A 22,164-nucleotide genomic window follows, 5' to 3' on the forward strand; every position below is an offset into this window, starting at 1 on the left:
CCCACCCCCGGTGCGTCCTTTGGGCTGTTCCAGCAGCCCAAAGGACGCACCGGGCGTTTGGGGACTTCCTACCCTCCTGCCGAGGGTCCTAGGTAGGCCTAGGCATTTGCCTGGTGTGACTGCGGCCACATGGTGGCATGGTGGAGATAACGCGGAAACAGCCCCATTCTCCGCCGGGGCCGACCCGACACCCTTTCTGGAGGATCCCCATGACCGAGACCCTGGACCATGTGCGCGCCGCCCTCGACGGCGCTCTCGTCGAAGACGCGGCCAGCGGCCGATACCAAGTGCGCCGCAACATCTTCACCGACGAGGAAGTCTTCGAGCTGGAGATGAAGCACATCTTCGAAGGCAACTGGGTCTACCTCGCGCACGAGAGCCAGGTTCCGAACAACGGGGACTACTTCACCACCTACATCGGTCGCCAGCCCGTCGTGATCAGCCGCGACAAGGAGGGCGAGCTGCACTGCCTGATCAACGCGTGCAGCCACCGGGGCGCGATGCTGTGCCGGCGCAAGACCGACAACCGCACCACGTTCACCTGCCCGTTCCACGGCTGGACGTTCCGCAACAACGGCAAGCTGCTCAAGGTCAAGGACCCGCGCGACGCCGGCTACCCGGAGGGGTTCAACAAGGACGGCAGCCACGACCTGACCAAGGTTGCCCGGTTCGAGAGCTACCGCGGCTTCCTGTTCGGCAGCCTGAACGAGGACGTCAAGCCCCTCGAAGAGCACCTCGGCGACGCCACCAAGATCATCGACATGATCGTGGACCAGTCCCCCGAGGGTCTCGAGGTGCTGCGCGGTTCGTCCACCTACACCTACGACGGCAACTGGAAGCTGCAGGCGGAGAACGGCGCCGACGGCTACCACGTGTCGGCGACGCACTGGAACTATGCGGCCACCACCGCGCGCCGCACCGCCGGCGAGTCGACCAACGAGACCAAGGCGATGGACGCCGGCACCTGGGGCAAGCAGGGCGGCGGCTACCACTCGTTCGAGAACGGCCACCTGCTGCTGTGGATGTGGTGGGGCAACCCGCAGGACCGCCCGCTCTTCCCCCGCAAGGACAAGCTCGCCGCAGAATTCGGCGAGAAGAAGGCCGAGTTCATGGTCGGCGCGTCCCGCAACCTCTGCCTCTACCCGAACGTGTACCTGATGGACCAGTTCTCCTCGCAGATCCGGCATTTCCGGCCGATCTCCGTGGACAAGACCGAAGTCACCATCTACTGCATCGCCCCCAAGGGTGAGAGCGCCGAATCCCGCGCCAACCGCATCCGCCAGTACGAGGACTTCTTCAACGCCACCGGAATGGCCACCCCGGACGACCTCGAGGAGTTCCGGTCCTGCCAGAAGACCTATCTCGCGTCGGCCGCCCCGTGGAACGACCTCAGCCGCGGCGCCACCCACCAGCTCAACGGACCGGACCAGGTCGCGCTGGACCTCGGCATGAAGAACGTGCTGTCGAGCGGCGTGAAGACCGAGGACGAGGGCCTGTACCCGATCCAGCACGGTTTCTGGCTCGAGAGCATGCGCAAGGCCGTCGCGGCGGAAACCGCCGAGAACGCCGCCGCCGAGCCCACCACCACGAACGAGCGCTGAGGAAGACCAGGACATGACCGCCGCAACGGAATTGACGCAGACCGACATCGAGCAGTTCCTCTACCGTGAGGCCCGTCTCCTCGACGACCGCGAGTTCGAGAAGTGGCTCGAGTGCTACCACCCGCAGGCCGAGTACTGGATGCCGGCATGGGACGACAACGGTGCGCTCACCGAGGACCCGCAGCGCGAGATCTCGCTCATCTACTACCCCAACCGCGGTGGCCTCGAGGACCGGGTGTTCCGCATCCGCACCGACCGCTCCTCCGCGACGTCGCTGCCCGAACCGCGCACCGGCCACAACATCACCAACGTCGAGATCCTCGAGCGCCGCGGCACCGAGATCGACCTGCGCCACAACTGGTTCTCGCTGTACTACCGGTACAACACCACCGACACCTACTTCGGCACGAACTTCGTGACCCTCGACGTCTCGGGCCCGCACCCGGTGATCAAGAAGAAGAAGATCGTGCTCAAGAACGACTACATCCACCACATCGTGGACGTCTACGTCGTCTGATCCACCCCCGATTCACGAAAGGAGGCACATGCCGTGAGCTTTCAGGTGGCATTGAGCTTCGAGGACGGGGTGACCCGCTTCATCAAGTGCGGACCGAACGAGACGGTCGCCGACGCGTCGTACAAGGCGCGGATCAACATTCCTCTCGACTGCCGCGACGGCGCGTGCGGTACCTGCAAGGCACTGTGCGAGTCCGGCAACTACGACGGCGGCGACTACATCGAGGAGGCGCTGACCGACGACGAGGCCGAGCAGGGATTCTGCCTGCCGTGCCAGATGGTCCCGGAATCCGATCTCGTGCTGCAGATCGCGACGACCTCGGACGTCGCGAAGACCGCGGCCGCGACGTACACGGCGACGATCACGGACCTGCAGCGGTTCTCTCCCAGCACCGTGGGCTTCACCGTCGAGATCCCCAATCGGGACGACCTGGTGTTCCTGCCGGGCCAGTACGTGAACATCACCGTGCCCGGAACGGAACAGACCCGGTCGTACTCGTTCAGCACGGGACCGAACGACCCACAGTTGTCCTTCCTGGTGAAGATCACCGAGGGCGGCCTGATGTCCGAGTACCTGAGTGATCGCGCCCAGGTGGGAGACACCCTGCAGTTCACCGGCCCGTTCGGCAGCTTCTTCCTGCGTGAGCGTAAGCGCCCCGCCCTCCTGCTCGCCGGCGGTACCGGCCTCGCGCCACTGCTCGCCATCCTGTCGAAGATGCAGGAGGAGGGCAGCGACCTGCCAGTGCACCTGGTCTACGGCGTCAGCTTCGACCAGGACCTGGTCGAGCTGGACAAGCTCGAGGCCTACACGCGGTCGCTGCCGAACTTCACGTTCGACTACTGCGTTTCCGATCCGGAGTCGACCGCCCCCAACAAGGGGTACGTCACCGGCCTGTTCGAGCCGAAGCACCTCAACGACGGCGACGTCGACGTCTACCTGTGCGGGCCGCCGCCGATGGTCGAGGCGGTGCGCACGCACCTGTCGGACGAGGGCATCTCGGTGACGAACTTCTACTTCGAGAAGTTCAACAACTCCGCGACCCCCGGCGCCGCCGAACCGGCGCCCCGGCCCACCGAGCGGGAACTCGAAGCCGCCACCAGGGCCGCCGAGGAGACCGGCCTGCCGGTGTCCCTCGGCGCCGCCGAGCAGGTGCCGGTGGGCAACTACGAGATCGGCGAGGAGCACCCGCCCGTCACCGAATCCGACGCCCAGTTCGACGCGCGCATGGCGCTCGAACTCGGTGCGCTGGAGCTGACCATCGGCCGGCTCACCGACGCGCAGCTCGTGGAATTCCGGATTCTCGCCGAGGCGTCGACCGCGTCGATCGACCACGACCGCTTCACCGACGCGGGCGCGTTCACCGACACCAACGCCGCCTTCCACGAGTTCCTGTTCCGCTGCTGCGGCAATCCCGTGCTGCTCGAGGCGTACAACCGGCTCGAGGTGACCCAGCTGATGCGCAAGGTGCTGCGCACCGCGCAGTGGGTGGACGAGCAGATTCCGCACGACCACCTGCAGATCGTGCGGGCGTTCGAACGCAAGGACCGCGCGGCGGCCCGCGACCTCATCGTCAGCCATGCCGAGCACGCCAAGGCGACGATGCGCCGCGCCATCGAGGAGTCCGCGAAGGTGGAACTCGCGTGAGTGCCCTTCTTCCGGTCGGCACCGTGTACCCGGGCCGCTTCGACGGCAGGGTCGTCACCGTCACCGGCGCCGCGCAGGGTATCGGCCTCGTGGTCGCGTCCCGCATCGCAGCCGAGGGCGGATCCGTGACCCTCGTCGACCGCTCCGAGCTCGTGCACGAGGTGGCGAAGGAGTTGCGCGAGAAGGGTTTCCAGTCGCACTCCGTCACCGTCGACCTCGAGACTTTCGAGGGAGCGCAGTCCGCGATCGACGAGGCCCGGCAGCAGCACGGCCGCATCGACGTGCTCGTCAACAACGTCGGCGGGACGATCTGGGCGAAGCCGTACGAGCACTACACCCCCGAGCAGATCCAGGCGGAGGTGCAGCGGTCGCTGTTCCCGACGCTGTGGACATGCCGCGCGGTGCTGCCGTACCTGATCGAGCAACGCTCGGGCACGATCGTCAACGTGTCCTCCGTGGCGACGCGCGGTGTCAACCGCGTCCCCTACGCCGCCGCCAAGGGCGGGGTCAACGCGATCACCGCCGCGCTCGCCCTCGAGGCCGCCCCGTACGGGATCCGGGTCGTCGCCACCGCCCCCGGCGGCACCGACGCCCCCGCCCGCCGGGTAGCGCGCGGCCCCGCCGCGCAGAGCGAGCAGGAGAAGGGCTGGTACCAGCAGATCGTGGACCAGACGGTCGACTCCTCGCTGCTCAAGCGGTACGGCACGCTCGACGAGCAGGCCGCCGCGATCACCTTCCTGGCCTCGGAGGAGGCCTCCTACATCACCGGCACGGTTCTTCCCGTCGCCGGCGGCGACCTGGGGTAACACCCCAGCACCGCCACAGGCCTCACCGACAGGCCAGGGATCCCCTGCCGGTGAGGCCCTCTTTCTGCCCCGTTTCATTTGTGACCGCACTCACAGACCGGAGCCGACATGGCCGACAACACAACCGCCTGGGCAAGTCCCCGGCACCGCCGCACCGTCATCTGGGTCGTCGCCCTCGCCACGCTCGCGATCATCTTCGACGGCTACGACCTCGTCGTCTACGGGACGATCCTGCCCACACTGATGGCCGACCCCAGCCAGATCGGAGCGATCTCCGCGCAGCAGGGCGGCGCGCTGGGCTCGTACGCCCTCATCGGCGTCATGGTCGGCGCCCTGTTCACCGGCGCGTTCGGCGACCGGCTCGGGCGCCGGAAGATGATGCTGATCAACATCGTCTGGTTCTCCGTCGGCATGGGCGCCGCGGCGATGGCCACCAGCATCACCTCCTTCGGCATCCTGCGTTTCTTCACCGGCATCGGCGTCGGTGGTCTCGTCGCCACCGCGGGTGCCGTGGTGGCCGAGTTCGCTCCGCCCGGGAAACGGAACCTGTTCAACGCGATCGTCTACAGCGGCGTCCCCGCCGGCGGCGTCCTCGCCTCTCTGCTGGCCATCGTGCTGCGCGACACCATCGGCTGGCGCGGACTGTTCTGGATCGGCGCGCTGCCGCTGGTGATCCTGCTGCCCCTGGCCCTGGTGAAGCTCCCCGAATCTCCGATGTGGCTGCAGGCGCGCGGGCGGACGGACGAGGCGGCCGCGGTCTGTGACAAGTTCGGTCTCCCCCTGCCCACGATCGCCCCGGCCCCGGCCGAGAAGGTCGGATTCGCCGCACTGGCCACCCGCCGCTACGCGTGGGGCACCACCCTGCTCGGCCTGATGAGCTTCGCCGGGCTCCTGCTGACCTACGGCCTGAACACGTGGCTGCCGAAGATCATGGCCGACGCCGGCTACAACGCGAAGGGCTCGCTCGCATTCCTGTTGGTGCTCAACGGCGGTGCGATCATCGGCGGCCTCCTGGCCTCCCGGATCGCCGACGGCCGCGGTCCCCAGCCGGTCATCGCCACCACGTTCGGCCTCGCCGGCCTGGCACTGATCCTCCTCACCTTCGGGTTCCCGCTGCCCGTCCTGCTGACCGCGGTGGCGATCGCCGGGGTCGGCACGATCGGCACCCAGGTGCTCATCTACGGGTTCGTCTCCAACTACTACGAGACGGCAGCGCGCGGTGCCGGTGTCGCCTGGTGCGCCGGATTCGGACGGCTCGGCGGCATCTTCGGCCCCATCATCGGCGGCCTGCTCATCGGTGCCGGGCTGAGCAACGACGTGAGCTTCTACATCTTCGCGGGCATCGCCGTGGCCGGCGCCCTGGTCACGGTGTTCGTTCCCATCCGACGGGGTGCGCAGTACGTTGCCCGAACCCCCGAAGCTGCGGCCGCGAGCCCCACTACCGTGGAAGTGTGACTCACCCCGCCATGCTGGTCGGACGTACCCGAGAGCTCTCCGAGCTCGACCGTCACCTCGGCGAGGCGCGAGCCGGTTCACCCGTGCTCGCCCTCGTCGAGGGTCCGCCGGGTATCGGCAAATCCGCCCTGGTGCAACGATTCACCGAGGTCTTGAACGGCTGGCAGGTCCGCGTGTCCGCGGGCGTCCCGTGGGAGGCGGCGCGCGCGTGGAGCACGGCCGAGCAACTGCTGCAGGCCCCCGTCACCGGACGTGATCCGGTGGAAGTGGCGCACGAACTGTTGTCCCTCGTGGACGATCCCACCGTTCTCGTCGTCGACGACGCGCACTGGTCCGATTCCGAGTCGTTGCAGGCTCTGTCGTCCGCCGTCCGCCGCGCCCACGGCAAGCAGTTGCTCGTCCTGCTGGTGACCGTGGACCCGCTGCCGGAGGCGGTCCCGGACAGCACCCGGCAGGTGCTCGACCATCACCGCGCCCTCTCCGTGCACGTGCGGCCCCTCGGGCCGCAGGACATCGCCCAGCTGGCCCTCGCCCGCATCGGCGTGGACCTGTCGCCGTGGACCGCGCGACGGCTGTTCGAGCACACTCTCGGCACACCCCGCCCGATCCTGCAGTTGCTCGACGAGATCCCCCGCAACCAGTGGCAGCACTGGCAGGCCCGGTTCCCGGCGCCCCAGGAACGGTCGGGCGCCGTGCGCCGCACGCTGGACCACTGCCCCGCCGAGACCCGGGCACTCGTGGAAGCGGCGGCCGTGCTCGGTGGCGAAAGCACCCTGACCCAGGCCGCGGCGCTGGCCGGGCTGGCGGACCCGACCGCGGCGCTCGACGCCGCGCACACCGCCGGATTGCTCCGGCGACGCGAACAGCGCGGCGCGGTCACCCTGATCTTCCCGGACCCGATGACGCGGGCCGCCGTCGCGGACGACATCGGTCCCGCCCGCTGGCGCGACCTGCACGCCCGCGCCGCCGAACTGGTCGACGACGAGGGTGCCGCCCTCACCCACCTGGTCTCCGCCACCCCCACCGCCGATGCGGACCTCGCGGACCGCCTCGATCGGTACGGCCGGCGCCGCGCCGCCGTCGGTGCGTGGTCGGATGCTGCCGAGGCACTGATCATCGCGAGTGGCATCAGTCCCGACCGCGACCAGCGCGCGCAGCGGCTGATCCGCGGCGTCGACGCCCTCACGGGCGCGGCGGACCTGCCCCAGGCGCTGACGTTCGTGCCGGCGATGGAGGCCGCGCCCGAGGGCTCCATGCGCGACGTGGTGCTCGGCTACCTGGCGATCCAGCGCGGCCGGTCGGCCGAGGCCTCCCAGCTGCTCACGCGCGCATGGCAACTGCTCCCGGACCCGGCCCGGGACCCCGATCTGGGTGCGATGATCTGCCAGCGCATGGTGCTGCATTCGCTGGCCCAGCTCGACGGCGCGGGCCTCGTCGAGTGGGCCGACCGCGCGTCGTCCCTCGTAGCTCCCGACATGCCCGCTGCCGTCGAGTCGGCCGCGATCCGCGGCCTCGGCCTGGCCATGACCGGCCGCGTCGACGAGGCACGCGCCTCGTACGCAGAGCTGTCGGAGACCTTCCGGCTCGGCGCCCAGAGCCAGCGGATCCGCATGGCGGAGGGCTGGCTCGCCCTGGCGCTGGACGAGCCGGATCGCGCCCGCGCGGAGCTCGAGAGTGCCGAGCCGACCGTCTTCCGCGGCGGCTCGATCCGGATCTCGTTGTGGGCGCAGGCGTGGCTGGCGCGCACGGAGTTCGCGCTCGGCGCATGGGACGACGCCGTACGCACCGTCGACCGCGCGGCCGCACAGCTCGACACGGCCGGCCTGGATCTGCTTCGGCCGCTGGTGCATTGGACGGGAGCACAGGTGCACGCCCTGCGCGGGGACTGGTCGCTGGCCCGCGAGCACCTGCGTCGCGGACGCGCGGGCGCCACCGACTATGCCGTCATGGTGGTGCCGTCCTGCATCGCGGCCGCCCAGTGCGCAGAGGTCGCCGCCGACTACGACGGGGTGCTGCGGCACCTCGCACCGCTCACCACCCGTCGGCGGCAGGCCTTGGTGGAACCGGGTTTCTGGCCGTGGCCGGACCTGTACGCGAATGCTCTCGTGATGACCGGACGCGTCGACGAGGCCGACGAGTTCCTCCGTCCGTTCGAGGAACTGGCCGTCTCCCGTGGGCACCTGTCCGCCCGGGCGCGGCTCGGATACGTGCGCGGACGGATCCACGGGGCACGGGGTGACATCGACGCCGCCCGCAGAATATTCGAGGACGCGCTGGCGAACCTGGCGACGCTGTCGCTGCCGTACGACCGTGCCCGCGTGAACTTCGCGTACGGGCAGACGCTGCGCCGCGCCGGACGCCGGCGGGAGGCGGACGCGGTGATGCGCACGGCCCGCGAGCTGTACGTGACGCTCGGCGCGACGTCGTACGTGCAGCGCTGCGACCGCGAACTCAAGGCCGGGGGGATGAAGGCGAACGGCGACGATACCCGCCGGACACACATGGATCTGGCGGCGTTGACCCCGCAGGAGAAGGCGGTCGCCGCGCTGGTGGCCGCGGGCAATACCAACAAGGACGTGGCGGGCGAGCTGTTCCTGTCGGTGAAGACGGTGCAGTACCACCTGACACGGGTCTACGCGAAGCTCGGCATCCGTTCGCGCAGCGAGCTGGCCGCCCAGTTCCGGCAAGAGGAGTGAGGAAGAGATGACAGCAGTCGACGAGAAGACCTCTCCCCCGAACGACACCGACCTGCTCGAGCGGCCCGCTCGGCCCGTGACCCGGCCGCGCCGGGTGCTGCGGGACCTCGGCGTCGAGTACGCGGCGAACGGCGTGATCGGGCTGGTGTTCTCGTCGACGGGGCCGGTCGCGGTCGTCCTCGCGGCCGGCGCGGCCGGCGGGCTCGGCGCCGCCGAACTGGCGTCGTGGATCTTCGGGATCTTCGTCCTCAACGGCGTGCTGACGATCGCGATGAGCATCGCCTACCGGCAGCCCCTCGGCTTCGCCTGGACGATTCCGGGCACGATCCTCGTCGGCGGGTCGCTGGGGCACCTGTCCTGGCCGGAGGTGATCGGGGCGTTCCTGGTCACCGGCCTGCTGGTGCTGGTGCTGGGGGCGTCCGGGCTGGTGCGGCGGGTGATGGAGGCGCTGCCGATGCCGATCGTCATGGCGATGGTGGCCGGCGTCTTCCTGAAGTTCGGTGTGGACCTGGTGCTCGCGCTCGGTGCGGACGTCGCGATCGCCGCGCCCATGGTGCTGATGTTCCTGGCGTTGAGCGCGTTCGGCCGGATCGGCCGGTGGCTGCCGCCGATCCTCGGGGCGCTGATCGCCGGTGCGGTCGCGGTGGCGGCGTCGGGGCGTTTCTCCCCGGCCCCGGGCGGAGCGGGTATCCTCGCGTCGCCGGTCTTCACCGCCCCGGTGTTCACGTGGACGGCGTTGCTGGAGTTGGTGATCCCGCTGGCGATCACCGTGCTGGTGGTGCAGAACGGGCAGGGCGTCGCAGTGCTCACGGCGGCCGGGCACCGGCCCCCGATCAACGTCACCACGATCGCGTGCGGGGTGTGGTCGCTCGGTGCCGCCTGCGTCGGCGCGGTGTCGACGTGCCTGACCGGCCCGACGAACGCCCTGCTCACCGCGTCCGGTGAGCGGAGCCGCCAGTACACGGCGGCCGTGTGTTTCGGGCTGTATTCGATCGTGTTCGGACTGTTCGCGCCGCTGTTCGTGCGGTGGATGACCGCCGCGCCGGCGGCGTTCGTCGCGACCCTCGGGGGCCTGGCGATGCTGCGGGCGCTGCAGGGCGCGTTCGTGACGGCGTTCGCCTCGAAGTACACGATGGGGGCGCTGGTGGCATTCGTCGTCACCGCCGCGAACGTGACGTTCTGGAACATCGGGGCGGCGTTCTGGGGCCTGGTGGCCGGGGTGATCGTGTCGCGGTTGCTCGAGCGGGGGGACTGGACCCCCGGCCGGTGACGGCGGGCGCGCGCGTGGGTGCGCGCACCCGCCGTGTCCCGAGCCGGTGGGTGTCAGCGGCCGAACAGCGAGCCGAAGATGCCGGAGCTCGTCTTGGGAGCGGAGTCCTGGTCGCAGGCGCATCGCTCGGCGGCGGGCACGGACTTCATCACGCTGTCGACGTGCTGGCCGCAGCCGCCCCAGCCGGTCTTTCCGCACTTGGGGCAGGTGACGGGGTAACACATGGGCGTCCTCCTCGGGGAAGCGGTCGGGGTCTATCGTCAATATACCCCCTGGGGTATCAGATATGCCAGTGTGCGCATCCGCACATACGGGACGACGCAGATCGGGGACCGGGCATACCGCGAAAATCCGGCGCCGGGACGGGCGAACTGACACCCTGAGGGCCGTACCGTCCCGCCGCGCAGACAGGATCAACAACCCATGGCACGTCCGGTTCGCGTCGTCGTCCTCGGTTCCGGCTCGTGGGGCACCACCGTCGCAGGGCTGTCGGCCCGGAACACCCCGACCCTGCTCTGGTCCCGCAATCCGGACACCGCCCGCGAGATCGACGAGGAGCACCGCAACACCCGGTACCTCGGCGAGCGGACCCTGCCGGCCAACCTGCGCGCCACCTCGGACCTCCTCGAGGCCGCGCACGAGGCCGACGTGCTGGTGGTCGGAGTGCCGTCCCACGCGGTCCGCGCCACCCTCGCCGAGATCTCGAACGAGGTGCGGGCCTGGGTGCCGATCCTCTCGCTCGCGAAGGGACTCGAACCGGGCACGCGCCTGCGGCCCACCGAGGTGATCGGCGAATGCCTGCCGGGGCACCCCGTGGGGCTGCTGGCCGGGCCGAACATCGCCGGCGAGGTCGCCGACGGCATGGCGGCCGCCGCGGTGGTGGCCACGGCGGACGAACGCGTCGCGGCGGCCCTGCAGCCACTGTTCGCCTCGAAGGTCTTCCGCGTGTACCGCAACACCGACGTCCTCGGCTGTGAACTCGGCGGGGTCCTGAAGAACATCGTCGCGATCGCGGCGGGCATGGCCGAGGGGCTGCGGGTCGGCGACAACACCCGGGCGATGGTGCTCACCCGGGGCCTCGCCGAGATGACCCGGCTCGGTGAGGTGATGGGGGCCAACCCGCGGACGTTCGCCGGCCTGACCGGCATGGGCGACCTGATCGCGACGTGCACGAGCCCGGCGTCCCGCAACCGCCGGATCGGCGAGGCGCTGGCGAGCGGGCTCACCCTCGAGGAGGCGGTGGCCCGGCTGGGCCAGGTGGCCGAGGGGGTGAAGACGGCACCGACGGTGATGGAACTGGCGCGCGAGTACGAGGTGGAGATGCCCATCGCCGCCGAGGTCGAGGCCGTCGTGGCCGGCCGCCGCTCCCCCGCCGACGCGTACCGGGGGCTGCGCCGGGTCACGCCGGGCAACGAGGAGGACGTGGTCTGATCGGGAAGTATCCGGGATTCTCGACCGCGTACTAGATGGCGATATAGACCATAATTTGCCTGGTGAAGCCGGTACTTGCACACTGTTCAAGTGATCGGAACCGAAGTACTCGTCGTCGGCGCCGGCTTCGCCGGGCTCGGTGCCGCCGCATACCTGCGGCAACGCGGCCGCGACGTGCGCGTTCTCGAACGGAGCGCCGCTCTCGGCGGCACGTGGCGCGACAACACCTACCCGGGGTGCGAGTGCGACATCCATCCGGCCCTGTACTCGTACTCGTCCGCTCCCCAGGCCGGCTGGGCCCGCGGCCGCGCTACCCAGCCGGAGATCCTCGCGCACCTGCACGCGTTCGCCGCAGGGAACGGGCTCGACGACCGGATCGCCTACGGCACGACCGCAACCGGGTGCCGGTGGGACGAGACGACGGGCCGCTGGCACGTGCGCACCGACCACGGTCCGGACTACGCGGCCCGCTTCCTCGTCCTGGCCACCGGCGCCCTGAACGTCCCGCAGATTCCCCGCCTCGAAGGCTCCTTCGCGGGCCCCGCCTTCCACACCGCGCGCTGGGACCACGCCGTCGACGTCACCGGGCGGCACGTCGCCGTGATCGGCACCGGTGCGAGCGCCGCCCAGGTGATCCCGTACCTCGCCGACACCGCCGGCCGTGTCACGCTGTTCCAGCGCAGCCCCGCCTGGGTGCTGCCGCGCCGCAGGCAGCACCTACCGCTGCCGCACCGCGCGCGACGGACGGTCGAGTACTGGCGCGGCGAGGCGCTCGTCCCCGCCCTCACCGGGTCCGACCGCCGGCTCGCCCGCCTCGAGGCCCGGGCGCTGCGGCACCTGCACCGGCAGGTGCCCGACCCGGACCTGCGCCGCGCCCTGACCCCGCGGCACCGGATCGGGTGCAAACGGATCCTGTTCTCCGACAGTTACTATCCCGCGCTCGCCCGAGACTCCAGCACGGTGGTCACCACCCCGGTCGCGGGACTGGGCCCGCACGGTGTGCGCACCGTCGACGGTCGGGAACACGCGGCCGACGTCCTGGTGTATGCGACCGGATTCCGGGTGTCCGCCGCGCTCGCCGGCCTGCCGGTCGTCGGCCGCGACGGCCGCACCCTGCTCGAGCGGTGGGGGCGCGACGGCGCGTCGGCGCACCTGGGCACGACCGTCGCCGGGTTCCCCAACGCCTTCCTGCTCGGCGGGCCCAACACCGGCATCGGCCACACCTCGCTGCTGTTCATGATCGAGAGCCAGCTCCGCTACGTCGCCGCCGCGATGGACGCCACCGACCGGGAGGGCGTCACCGCACTCGAGGTGCGGGCGGCCACCCAGCGAGAGTTCGCCGACGAGATGCGCCGGCGCTCGACAGGCACCGTGTGGAGCACGGGGTGCCGGAGCTGGTACCTGGACCGCGACGCGGTGAACCGGTCGCTGTGGCCGGGCTCGTCCTGGCGATACCGGCTGCGCACCCGGCGGTTCGACCGGGAGAACTACACGGCCGCCGGTCCCGCACGACGGCCCTGAACGAGCGCTACACAGGTGCCTGTGCGACCCTGGTCACATGACGATCGACCACCGTGCCTCGCTCTCGACCCTGCTCGACACCCGCTACTCCTGCCGGGCGTTCCTGTCCAAGCCGGTGCCGCGCGAGGACATCGAAACCATGCTGCGGATGGCGCAGCGCACCCCGTCGTGGTGCAACTCCCAGCCGTGGGAGGTCGTCGTGGCCGGCGGGGACGCCATCGAGCGGCTGCGGACCGCGGTGTACGAGCAGGCGGCGTCCGGCCATCTCGACCCGGACATCCCCGGCCCCGCCGAGTACCGCGGGGTGTACGCCGACCGGCGCCGAGGCGCCGGTTACGCCCTCTACAACAGCCTCGGCATCGCCCGCGACGACTACGCGCGCCGCACCGAGCAGATGCTCGAGAACTACCGCTTCTTCGGGGCGCCGCACGTCGCGATCGTCACGACCGACAAGGCACTCGGCACGTACGGAGCGGTCGACTGCGGCGGGTACGTCGCCACCCTGCTCCTCGCCGCGCAGGCGCTCGGCATCGCCGCCGTCCCGCAGGCCGCCGTCGCGATGGCCGCCGGAGCCGTCCGCCGCGAACTCGGCATCTCCGACGAGCGCGACATCGTGTGCGCGATCTCCTTCGGCTACGCCGACGAGAGCCACCCCGCCAACACCTGCCGCACCGACCGGGCGAGCCTGGACGACGCCGTGCGGTGGGTGGAGGAGTAACCACCCCCAGGGGTCCTGGCCCGGGGCGCCCGGGCGACGGAAGGTGGAACTCACCACCTTCCCCGCCCGAGAGGACACCCCGTGCACCGCATCGAAACCGAGGAGCTGCTCCGCCATTGGGTACCGCGCGCCGTCGCCGGTGAACCGCACGCCGTGGGCGTGGTGGTGAGTTCCGTTCGCCCCCATGTGCTGAGCTTCTGCGCCGCGCGCATGGACGAGGGCACCCGCGCGCACACTCCGGCCGAGGACGTCACCCAGGAGGTGTGCCTCGCACTGACGCGGGCACTGCCGCGCTACCAGGATCGCGGTGCGTCGCTGCTGCGCTTCGCGTTCGGGATCGCCACGCACAAGGTCGCGGACGCCCGGCGCAAGGCTGCGCGTACCGTGACGCCGCTGCACGACGTCGCCGGCCCCGGGCCCGAGGAGGGCGTGCTCGACGAGGAGCTGCGTTCCGCGGTCCGCCGGCAACTCGCGCTGCTGCCGGAGCAGCAGCGCCGCGTGGTGCAGCTGCGGATCCTGCAGGGCTACAGCGCCGAACGCACCGCCGCGATGCTCGGCACCTCGGTCGGCGCCGTCCGCATCGCCCAGCACCGCGCCCTGCAGCGAATCCGGTTGCAGCTCAGTCGTGCTGAGCGCGCAGATACCGTCCGAAGTGCGGCACGGTGAATCCGATGAAGCCCCGCTCGGCGGAGTAGATGAGCCCCTTCTTGATGAGCCCGTCCCGCGCGGGCGACAGCGACGCAGGCTTGCGGCCGAGTTCGGCCGCGATCTTCGACGTCGCGACGGGACCGTCGTCGCCGGAGAGGTCGGCCATGGCGCGCATGTACTCCCGCTCCGCGGGGGTGGCGCGCTCGTACCGGGAGCCGAAGAACCCGACGGCGAGTTCCTCCTCGGCGGCGGGCGCGCCGACGCGCACGTCGTCGGCGGTGATCGGGCTCGTCGCCGCGACGTCCCAGGTCGCCTTGCCGTAGGCCTGGACGAAGTAGGGGTATCCGTCGGCCGTCTCGTACAGCGCGTCGAGCGCCTCCTCTGTGAAGGTCACTCCCTCCCGCTCGGCCGGCGCGATGAGCGCGATGTCGGCGGAGCCGCGGTCGAGCCGGTCGATCCGGTGGTAGCTGAACAGCCGCTCCGAGTAGCTCTTCGACGCGGAGAGCACCGCGGGCAGGTGCGGCAGCCCGGCGCCGACCACGATGAGCGGTGCGGCGTCCTGGCTGAGCTCGTGGCACGCCCCGCAGATCGCGGAGATGTCCGGTGCGCCGAGGTCCTGCATCTCGTCGACGAACAGCGCGATGCCCACGCCCACGTCGCGCGCGAGCCCGGAGGCGTCGATCAGGAGTTCGACGAGGTCGATCTCGAGGTCGCCGGTGTCGGCGCGGCCCTTGACCGCGGGGGCGTCGATGCCGGGCTGCCACCGCTCGCGCATGCCCTTGTCCGCGGTGGCCCGCAGCGCGAACGACTTGAGCACGCCGAGGAAGTACTCGACCGATTCGGGGTGCGGATGGGCCGGGGCGATCTCGCGCACCGCCATGTGCAGCGCCGACGACAGCGGCCGGCGCAGGTCCTGGTCGGGCCGGGCCTCGATCTTGCCGGTGCCCCAGCTCCGCGAGATCGCCGCGGAGCGAAGCTGATTGAGCAGGACGGTCTTGCCGACGCCGCGCAACCCGGTGAGCACGACGCTGCGTTCGGGGCGGCCGCGGGCGATCCGTTCGAGCACCACGTCGAAGGCGTCGAGCTGCTTCGCCCGGCCGGCGAGCTCGGGCGGGCGCTGCCCCGCGCCGGGAGCGTACGGGTTGCGGACCGGGTCCATCGGTCGATGGTAACGGCGCCGCGCGTGGACACCGCCTCCTTGCACCGCGTGTCGCGGGACATCCCGGATGCGGACATTCGCATAATAGGCTTTGACATTCGTTTGCAATAACGCGTAGATGTTCCGGCATGAAGTCCTCCCGAAGTCTCGCGCTCACCGCCGGGCTGGCCGCCGTGCTCGTGGCCGGCTGCTCCACCTCCACCGCCGAGGACGCCCCTGCGGCCCCCGCCCCGACCGCCCCCGCCGAGGTCGCTGCCGCCGAGCCCCGGCTCGCCGTCACCTACGACGGCGGCATTCTCGTCCTCGACGCGAACGACCTCGACGTCGTCGCCGACCTGCCGCTCGACGGATTCAACCGCCTCAATGCCGCCGGCGACGGCCGGCACGTGTTCGTCTCCACCGCCGGCCGCTTCCGCGTCCTCGACACCGGCAGCTGGTCCGAACCCCACGGCGACCACGCGCACCACTACGCGGGCAGCGCGGCACTCACCGACGTCGAGTTCGCCGCCGCCAAGCCCGGGCACGTCGTCCGGCACGCGGGCAGGACCGTGCTCTTCGACGACGGCACCGGCCGCGTCGACATCCTCGACCCCGCGGACCTCGCCGACGGCACGCCGCAGACCGACACCTACACCACTCCGGAAGCGCACCACGGCGTCGCGGTCGCGCTCGCCGACGGCAGCCTGCTCGTCACCCTCGGCAACAGCGAGTCCCGCAACGGCATCGCCGTCCTCGACGCCGAGCGCCGGGAGATCACCCGCAACGAGCAGTGCCCCGGCGTGCACGGCGAGGCCGTCGCCGCCGACGAGGCCGTCGTGCTGGGCTGCGAGGACGGCCTGCTCGTCTACCGCGACGGCACGATCACGAAGGTGAGCGCCCCCGACCCGTACGGCCGGATCGGCAACCAGGCCGGATCCGAGGAGTCCGACATCGTGCTCGGCGACTACAAGAGCGATCCGGACGCGGAACTCGAACGACCACAGCGTGTCTCGCTCACCGATACCCGCACCGGCGAGCTGCGGCTCGTCGACCTCGGCACCAGCTACACGTTCCGCTCGCTCGGACGCGGACCCCACGGCGAGGCACTCGTCCTGGGCACCGACGGAGCGCTGCACGTGATCGACCAGAACAGCGGCGCGGTGGTCCGGCGCATCGACGTCCTCGCCCCGTGGACCGAGCCCGACGAGTGGCAGTCACCGCGCCCGGCGCTGTACGTGCAGGGCCACACCGCCTACGTCACCGACCCGGCGAACAACGCGCTGCACGCGGTCGACCTCGACTCGGCCGCCGTAACGACCGCGTCGCTGCCGCAGACCCCCAACGAGATCACCGGCACCTAGGTGACCGAATGTCACATGGGTTCGATCGAACCGTACCCATGTGACATTCGGCCGGTCAGCGGGCGGCCGGGCAATGGGCGGCCGCGGCTCAGCGCTCGATCCTCGCCCGCAGCAGGAAGGTGTTGTAGTCCGACCACGTCGAGAGCATGAAGTACAGGTCCTCGTCCGTCGACCACGGATGGACGAACCCGCCGTACAGCTCCGGGTGTTGTTCCACGCCGACCAGCCGCGTGCTCTCCGACCACACTCCCTGGGGCGACCCGGCCTCCCGCACGACGATCGCGGCCTTGGCGGTGTCCAGGTACGTCATCTGCCAGCGGTCCGCGGCGGCGTCGTAGCGCACGGACAACTCCCCAGCGGGGCCGTGCACGACCGGCGTCGCCGCAGTGTATCCGCCGGCAGGGGTCCAGTTCCCGTCGCGCCAGTACTGGTAGGCGCCCGGCTCGAGCACCCGGTCCTCGGGCACCCGGGCCAGCGCCACCGAGCCGAGCCGGGTATTGGGGGTGCCGAACAGGTAGACGTATCCGTGTGCCGGCACCGCCGCGGCCACCTGGAAGTTGGTGACGCCGAAGATGTTGTCCCACTTGGCGTACGGATCCTTGGTCCAGGTGGAACCACCGTCGTCCGAGTACGCGATGCCACCGTGGTTGGTCCACCACGTGCCGGGAATGCTGTTCCAGGTCCGGATGGACATGTACGTCAGGTACTGGCGGTCGCCGACCGCGAATCCCGACGTCGGGATCGTGGTGATCTCGACGTTGTCGAGCTTGCGGCTGCCGAGGATCTCGGCGGCATGGCACCGCGAGTCCTGCACCATCGAGTCGAAGCTCATCCCGTCGGCGAGATCACGGTCGGTGGAGAAGGCCAGCACGTTGCTGCGCCAGTCGTCACCCTGCCCGCCCGGCGGATGGAAGCCCTTGCCGACGGTGTCACCGAACGCGACGGCGATCCGGCCGGGCTCCGACTCCCACATGATGCCCAGATCGGTGCCGTACACCTGCCAGCGCTTGTCGGTCCGGGTGACCGATCCGGCGCCCGTCTGCTTGGCGACGGTGGAGACCTCGACGACCCGCGGAGCCGGGAGCGCGGGCGCCTGCGGGGCGGGCTCGATCGGCGGGGTCTCGGGCGCCGGAAGCGGCGGCAGCGGCTCGGCCCCCTCGCCGGGCACCGGGATGCCGAGGTGGAAGGGACTGGGCTTCAGGGCGATCCGGGGAAAGACCGAATCCGGGGTGACCGGCTCGTCGGTCAGGTCCGGGCACGGATCGGCGCACGGGTCGACCGGCAGCGGAGGCGGATCGATCCGCACGGTCTCCGGTTCCGGCGCCGGGTACGGCACGGTGGTGATCACCGGGTACGGCACCGGGATGTCGAGGTCCTTCGGGATCAGCGACTCGTGCTGCCACGTGTCGCTCGCACACGGGCCGCTGCCGGGCACCCCGTCCGTCGCGGGCTCGGCGGGTGCGGCATGCGCCGGCGTCGCCGCCAGCACCGCAGCGAGCAGCGCGATCACCGGCGCCTGCCGTGTCATGGGTTCCCTCCCGTGCGTCACCGTGCCGGACGGCCCGGCGCCGCACAGGAGGGTACCGCCGGCGCGTCCGGGCGGCTTCCCGACGTGGATCTGCGCCTTTATATCCCTCTCTCGGAAAAGTTCGAGAAAGTCGTAGAGTTCCGAATCAACGGAACTCGTCGGGCGTGTACTCGCGGGGCTCCACCAGCACGAGCCAGTTTCCCGAGTTGTCCCGGAACACGGCCTCGACACCGTAGGGACGCTCGGACGGCGGCTGGGTGAACTCGACCCCCTTGGCCGTGAGCTCCTCGTACGTCTTGCGGCAGTCCGTGGTGCGAAGCCCGAAACCGCCCATGGTGCCGTCGGCCAGCGCGCGGCGCACCGCCGCGGCCATGTCCGGGCCCAGGGGTGGGCCGGGCACCATCAGCGTCACCTCGAGTTCCGGGTGGTCCGGGTGCGCGACGGTCACCCAGCGGAAGCCCTCACCCATCGCCACGTCCGCGGTCTCCACGAACCCCAGCGTGTCGACATAGAACTTCTTCGCCTCGTCCTGATCGGTGACATAGAGGGTGAACAGGGAGATGTTGGTGATCACAGCGTGTCCTCCGGGTCGATGGTGCGGCACGCCTCGACCGTAGATCGACGGGAACGGTGCGGGCTTCTCCCAAATTGCGCAGTTCGACGGCGGTCGCTCAGACCGTGCATGAACACCCAGCAGCCGGGGATGCGGGGCGCACCGGACTCGGCGAACGTGGCCTGATACTCGGTGGGAGTGACGCCGACCAGCTGACGGAACCGGGTGCTGAACGACCCGAGGCTGCTGTACCCGACGAGGTGACAGATCTCCGTCACGGTCAGGTTCGTCGCGCGCAGCAGGTCCTGCGCCCGCTCGATGCGTCGTTCGGTGAGGTGAACCCCGGGCGTCCTGCCGTACACGGCGGTGAAGCTGCGCAGGAAGTGATACTTCGAGACCCCCGCGGCGGCGGCGAGCCCGGCGAGGTCGAGAGGTTGCGCGTATTCCCGGTCCGCGAGATCGCGGGCGCGGCGCAGGTGCGGCAGAAGCTCCTCGGGCACGCGGCGCGGCATGCGCCCAGTATCGCAAGGCCCCGCTCGACAGGAATTTCTGTCCATATCTAGGAGACGTCGTAGAGATCGCGATTTCGTCTCGACTGTGCGAGGCAGGCCGTCGCACGGAATCGCCCGAACCGGACAAACCGGCCGGAAACGCGGTGGGGGACCGGGCAACCCGCGCATCCGGCCCCGAAGGCAACGATTGTGTAACGTATCCGGGAGGTTCCTGTCCCGACAAGCGGAGGTGATCGTCCGTGCTGCTGTCCGAAGTCCGTGCCCGGCCCGGGTACTCCCTGCTCGTGGGGGTGGGGCTGATGGCCTCGGCGATCGTGGTCGGTGTCCACCTCGAGAACGCCGTCACCGGATACCTCATGGACCTGTCCGTCTTCCGCGACGCGGGGTGGGCATTCCTGCACCACACCCCCCTCTACACCGAGGGCTTCCACACCAACTCGGGATTCCGGTTCATCTATCCGCCGTTCGCGGCGTTCCTCTTCGCCCCGCTCCCCCTGCTCAACGCGACGTTGATGCAGGTGCTGTGGACCGCGGGATTGATCGGCCTGGTGTGGTGGGTGCTGAAGGTCTCGCTCGACCGCATGGACGTCCGTCGCGCGAACGTGGTCGCGACCGCCGCGCTGGGCGTGGCGCTCTGGCTCGAACCCATCCGGTCCAACTTCCTGTTCGGGCAGATCAACATCATCCTCATGGCCCTGGTCGTCGCCGACGTCCTCGGTGTGATCCCGCAGCGGTTCCGCGGCGTCGGGATCGCGCTCGCCGCCGCGATCAAGGTGACCCCCGCCGCGTTCGGTGTGCTGTTCCTGCTCCGTCGGGACATGCCGTCCGCGGTGCGCGCCTTCGGTGCGTTCCTCGCCGTCGCAGGCTTCGCGTACTGGCTGCGCCCGGAATCCTCCGTGTACTTCTGGACCACCGAAGCCTGGGCCACCGACCGGGCCGGCGACCAGGACTTCTTCCGCAATCAGGCGCTCAGCGGCCTGCTCGCCCGGCTCGGCCTCGAGGGCCACGCGTACACCGCGGCGTGGCTCGCGGGCGTCGCGCTCGTCGTCGGAGCGGCGCTCTGGGCCGCCCACCGCTTCACCCGGGCCGGCGAGCACGTCGTCGCCCTCGGGGTGATCGCGCTGGCGACCCTGCTCGCGGCGCCCATCGCAGTCACGCACCACTGGGCATACAGCGTGCTGCTCGTCGCGGTCGCGCTGGCTCCCCGGTACCGCTCGTGGTGGCCCGTGCTGCTGCCGGCCACGCTGGTCTTCCTCGTCGGACCCAACTACCTGCTCGAGGACACCTCCACGCACGGCTGGGTCGAGTCGGCCATCCAGCAGACCCTCGGCAACGCGCAGTGCGTCACCGGTCTCGCGGTGCTCGTCGCCGCGGTCGTCGCGGCACGTTCCCGCCGCCCCGGCGTGGTCCCGGCGCCGGTCGGCGCTCGCACCGCTCAGCTCCAGAACGCCCCGGCCAGGACGTAGATCGCGGTTCCGGCCACGGTGCTCAGCGCCGCGCTGCGCCGCCACAGGTGCACCGCGACGGTTCCCGCCAGGCCCAGCACCGCCGGTAGCCACGTCGCCGGCCCGACGTCGCGCAGGGTGTACATCACCAGGATGACCATCACGCCGGCCGGCATCGCGGCGCCGAGGTACCCCACCACGTCCGACTCCCGCAGCCGGGCGAGCGCGGCGAACGGCGCCGCCCGCAGGCCCACGGTGACGAGGAACATCGCGATCAGGGCAGCGACGACGTAGCCGGCGCCCGGTACCGGCTCAGGCACGGGCCACCTTGTTGCGGTAGACGAACCGCACCAGCAGGCACGCGACGAACAGTCCCAGCGAGATCACCAGCATGCCGTCCTTCGACACGGCCGCCCCGACGAGGCCGCACACCACCGCGAGAGCCGAGGCCGGCAGGTCCCGCCCGAGGCGGAAGGCGTCGAGCGCGAGCACGGCGAACAACGCGGTGAGGGCGAATTCCAGGCCCGACAGCCCCGCCGGCAGCGCCGCGCCGATCAGGGCGCCGGCGGTCCCGGAGGCGACCCACAGCAGCTGGCAGGTCGCCGCGACCGTCAGCATCCGCGGGCCGGTCAGCTCGTCGCGGTGCTTGGTGGCGACGATGGCATAGGTCTCGTCCGTGAGGGCGTAGACACCGTACGCCCGGCCGAGCCGGCTGCGGATCTTCTCCAGGGGGAACGACAGCCCGTAGAACACGTGCCGGAAGTTCACGAGCAGGGTCGCCGCGGCGATCGACGCCACCGGCGTCACCGCACCGATCAGGCCGACGGCGAGGAACTCCATCGAGCCCGCGTAGATCACCGTCGAGAAGACGGGCGCCCACCACCAGTCGAAGCCCGCCTGCGTGAGCACGACCCCGAACGCGAGGCCGAACGGGATCAGGCCGAGACCGACCGCCCAGGAGTCGCGGACACCCGTGCGGATCTCGGGGAGACGGCTACCGGACACGGCTCCAGGCTATGGGGTGCCCTGTTCGACGGCCGCACCAGGACTCTGCGTTCTTCCTCCGAGAACCCGCCCCAGATTCCGTGCCGTTCCCCGGCCTCGAGCGCGTGCCGGAGACACTGCGTCCGCACAGGACAGGATTGGCAGATCCGCTTCGCGGCACGAACTCTGTCGGTGCGCGCCTCACCCCGTTCGTTGTCCGGATGGAAGAACGTCGCGGCATCGGCGTCCCGGCAGGCTGCGTGCAGCTGCCAGTCCCAGGACTCCGTGATCGCCGGGGGCAAGGTCAACAGCTTGGGCGCGGGCATGATTCTCCCT

General features: G+C 70.5%; 21 protein-coding genes. 13 read left to right on the plus strand and 8 right to left on the minus strand.

The annotated features are described in order from the left end of the window. The first annotated feature begins 209 nt into the window (after nt 1–209). From benA to ISO16_RS14895, 7 genes are all read left to right on the plus strand, one after another. The gene (gene benA / locus ISO16_RS14865) at nt 210–1,601 is read left to right on the plus strand and encodes a benzoate 1,2-dioxygenase large subunit (RefSeq protein ID WP_072636500.1); all 1,392 of its coding nucleotides are present in this window, start codon (nt 210–212) and stop codon (nt 1,599–1,601) included. 13 nt (nt 1,602–1,614) lie between these two features. Next, the gene (gene benB / locus ISO16_RS14870) at nt 1,615–2,118 is read left to right on the plus strand and encodes a benzoate 1,2-dioxygenase small subunit (RefSeq protein ID WP_043801243.1); all 504 of its coding nucleotides are present in this window, start codon (nt 1,615–1,617) and stop codon (nt 2,116–2,118) included. Nucleotides 2,119–2,151: 33 nt separating this feature from the next. Then, entirely contained in the window at nt 2,152–3,762 is a 1,611-nt protein-coding gene (gene benC, locus ISO16_RS14875) for a benzoate 1,2-dioxygenase electron transfer component BenC (protein WP_006946215.1), read from the plus strand. After that, the gene (locus tag ISO16_RS14880) at nt 3,759–4,568 is read left to right on the plus strand and encodes a 1,6-dihydroxycyclohexa-2,4-diene-1-carboxylate dehydrogenase (RefSeq protein WP_072636501.1); all 810 of its coding nucleotides are present in this window, start codon (nt 3,759–3,761) and stop codon (nt 4,566–4,568) included. The genes benC and ISO16_RS14880 overlap by 4 nt, the downstream gene beginning before the upstream one ends. Before the next feature lie 108 nt (nt 4,569–4,676). Continuing rightward, nucleotides 4,677–6,023, plus strand: coding sequence for an MFS transporter (locus ISO16_RS14885; protein WP_006946218.1), 1,347 nt, complete (start codon nt 4,677–4,679; stop codon nt 6,021–6,023). Nucleotides 6,024–6,034: 11 nt separating this feature from the next. Further along, nucleotides 6,035–8,719, plus strand: coding sequence for a helix-turn-helix transcriptional regulator (locus ISO16_RS14890; protein ID WP_072636502.1), 2,685 nt, complete (start codon nt 6,035–6,037; stop codon nt 8,717–8,719). Nucleotides 8,720–8,726: 7 nt separating this feature from the next. Continuing rightward, nucleotides 8,727–9,989 (plus strand): benzoate/H(+) symporter BenE family transporter, encoded by a 1,263-nt coding sequence (locus tag ISO16_RS14895; RefSeq protein WP_072636503.1) that lies wholly within the window; start codon nt 8,727–8,729, stop codon nt 9,987–9,989. Nucleotides 9,990–10,042: 53 nt separating this feature from the next. On the opposite strand, the gene ISO16_RS14900 is transcribed toward ISO16_RS14895, so the two are convergent. After that, nucleotides 10,043–10,213 (minus strand): hypothetical protein, encoded by a 171-nt coding sequence (locus tag ISO16_RS14900; protein ID WP_167666173.1) that lies wholly within the window; start codon nt 10,211–10,213, stop codon nt 10,043–10,045. A gap of 199 nt (nt 10,214–10,412) precedes the next feature. Here ISO16_RS14900 and ISO16_RS14905 point away from each other — a divergent pair, with 199 nt between their 5' ends. The 4 genes from ISO16_RS14905 (at nt 10,413) to ISO16_RS14920 (ending at nt 14,325) form a co-directional block, all read left to right on the plus strand. Further along, nucleotides 10,413–11,420, plus strand: a complete 1,008-nt coding sequence (locus tag ISO16_RS14905) for an NAD(P)H-dependent glycerol-3-phosphate dehydrogenase (protein ID WP_006940963.1) — start codon at nt 10,413–10,415, stop codon at nt 11,418–11,420. 90 nt (nt 11,421–11,510) lie between these two features. Further along, the gene (locus ISO16_RS14910; RefSeq protein WP_072636504.1) at nt 11,511–12,941 is read left to right on the plus strand and encodes a flavin-containing monooxygenase; all 1,431 of its coding nucleotides are present in this window, start codon (nt 11,511–11,513) and stop codon (nt 12,939–12,941) included. Between the two features lie 37 nt (nt 12,942–12,978). Next, nucleotides 12,979–13,659: a nitroreductase gene (locus tag ISO16_RS14915; protein ID WP_006940961.1), complete on the plus strand. Its 681-nt coding sequence runs from the start codon at nt 12,979–12,981 to the stop codon at nt 13,657–13,659. 81 nt (nt 13,660–13,740) lie between these two features. Beyond that, nucleotides 13,741–14,325: a sigma-70 family RNA polymerase sigma factor gene (locus tag ISO16_RS14920; protein ID WP_072636505.1), complete on the plus strand. Its 585-nt coding sequence runs from the start codon at nt 13,741–13,743 to the stop codon at nt 14,323–14,325. Here ISO16_RS14920 and ISO16_RS14925 read toward each other — a convergent pair. Then, complete coding sequence (locus tag ISO16_RS14925) at nt 14,279–15,466, minus strand: AAA family ATPase (RefSeq protein ID WP_029546523.1); 1,188 nt, start codon at nt 15,464–15,466, stop codon at nt 14,279–14,281. The genes ISO16_RS14920 and ISO16_RS14925 overlap by 47 nt on opposite strands. Nucleotides 15,467–15,594: 128 nt before the next feature. Here ISO16_RS14925 and aztD point away from each other — a divergent pair, with 128 nt between their 5' ends. Then, nucleotides 15,595–16,806: a zinc metallochaperone AztD gene (gene aztD / locus ISO16_RS14930; protein ID WP_072636506.1), complete on the plus strand. Its 1,212-nt coding sequence runs from the start codon at nt 15,595–15,597 to the stop codon at nt 16,804–16,806. A gap of 88 nt (nt 16,807–16,894) precedes the next feature. Here aztD and ISO16_RS14935 read toward each other — a convergent pair whose 3' ends face one another. From ISO16_RS14935 to ISO16_RS14945, 3 genes are all read right to left on the minus strand, one after another. After that, nucleotides 16,895–18,334: a DUF4185 domain-containing protein gene (locus ISO16_RS14935; RefSeq protein ID WP_072636507.1), complete on the minus strand. Its 1,440-nt coding sequence runs from the start codon at nt 18,332–18,334 to the stop codon at nt 16,895–16,897. A gap of 145 nt (nt 18,335–18,479) precedes the next feature. After that, nucleotides 18,480–18,908 carry a VOC family protein gene (locus ISO16_RS14940; protein ID WP_006940919.1) on the minus strand — a complete coding sequence of 143 codons (429 nt, stop codon included), beginning with the start codon at nt 18,906–18,908 and terminating at the stop codon, nt 18,480–18,482. Continuing rightward, nucleotides 18,905–19,399, minus strand: coding sequence for a helix-turn-helix transcriptional regulator (locus ISO16_RS14945; protein ID WP_072636508.1), 495 nt, complete (start codon nt 19,397–19,399; stop codon nt 18,905–18,907). Before ISO16_RS14945 ends, ISO16_RS14940 begins: the two co-directional genes overlap by 4 nt. A 239-nt stretch (nt 19,400–19,638) precedes the next feature. Here ISO16_RS14945 and ISO16_RS14950 point away from each other — a divergent pair, with 239 nt between their 5' ends. Then, nucleotides 19,639–20,865, plus strand: coding sequence for a glycosyltransferase 87 family protein (locus ISO16_RS14950; RefSeq protein ID WP_006940916.1), 1,227 nt, complete (start codon nt 19,639–19,641; stop codon nt 20,863–20,865). On the opposite strand, the gene ISO16_RS14955 is transcribed toward ISO16_RS14950, so the two are convergent. From ISO16_RS14955 to ISO16_RS14965, 3 genes are read right to left on the minus strand one after another with little or no spacing between them, the layout of a single operon-like run. Then, a complete protein-coding gene (locus ISO16_RS14955) occupies nt 20,835–21,164 on the minus strand; it encodes a branched-chain amino acid transporter permease (protein WP_006940914.1) in 330 nt (109 codons plus the stop codon). The genes ISO16_RS14950 and ISO16_RS14955 overlap by 31 nt on opposite strands. Further along, nucleotides 21,157–21,849: an AzlC family ABC transporter permease gene (locus ISO16_RS14960; RefSeq protein ID WP_072636509.1), complete on the minus strand. Its 693-nt coding sequence runs from the start codon at nt 21,847–21,849 to the stop codon at nt 21,157–21,159. Before ISO16_RS14960 ends, ISO16_RS14955 begins: the two co-directional genes overlap by 8 nt. Then, entirely contained in the window at nt 21,780–22,154 is a 375-nt protein-coding gene (locus ISO16_RS14965; RefSeq protein WP_037201217.1) for a WhiB family transcriptional regulator, read from the minus strand. Before ISO16_RS14965 ends, ISO16_RS14960 begins: the two co-directional genes overlap by 70 nt. Nucleotides 22,155–22,164 lie beyond the last annotated feature (10 nt).

Source organism: Rhodococcus sp. M8 (assembly GCF_015654185.1).
Lineage (GTDB): Bacteria > Actinomycetota > Actinomycetes > Mycobacteriales > Mycobacteriaceae > Rhodococcus > Rhodococcus aetherivorans.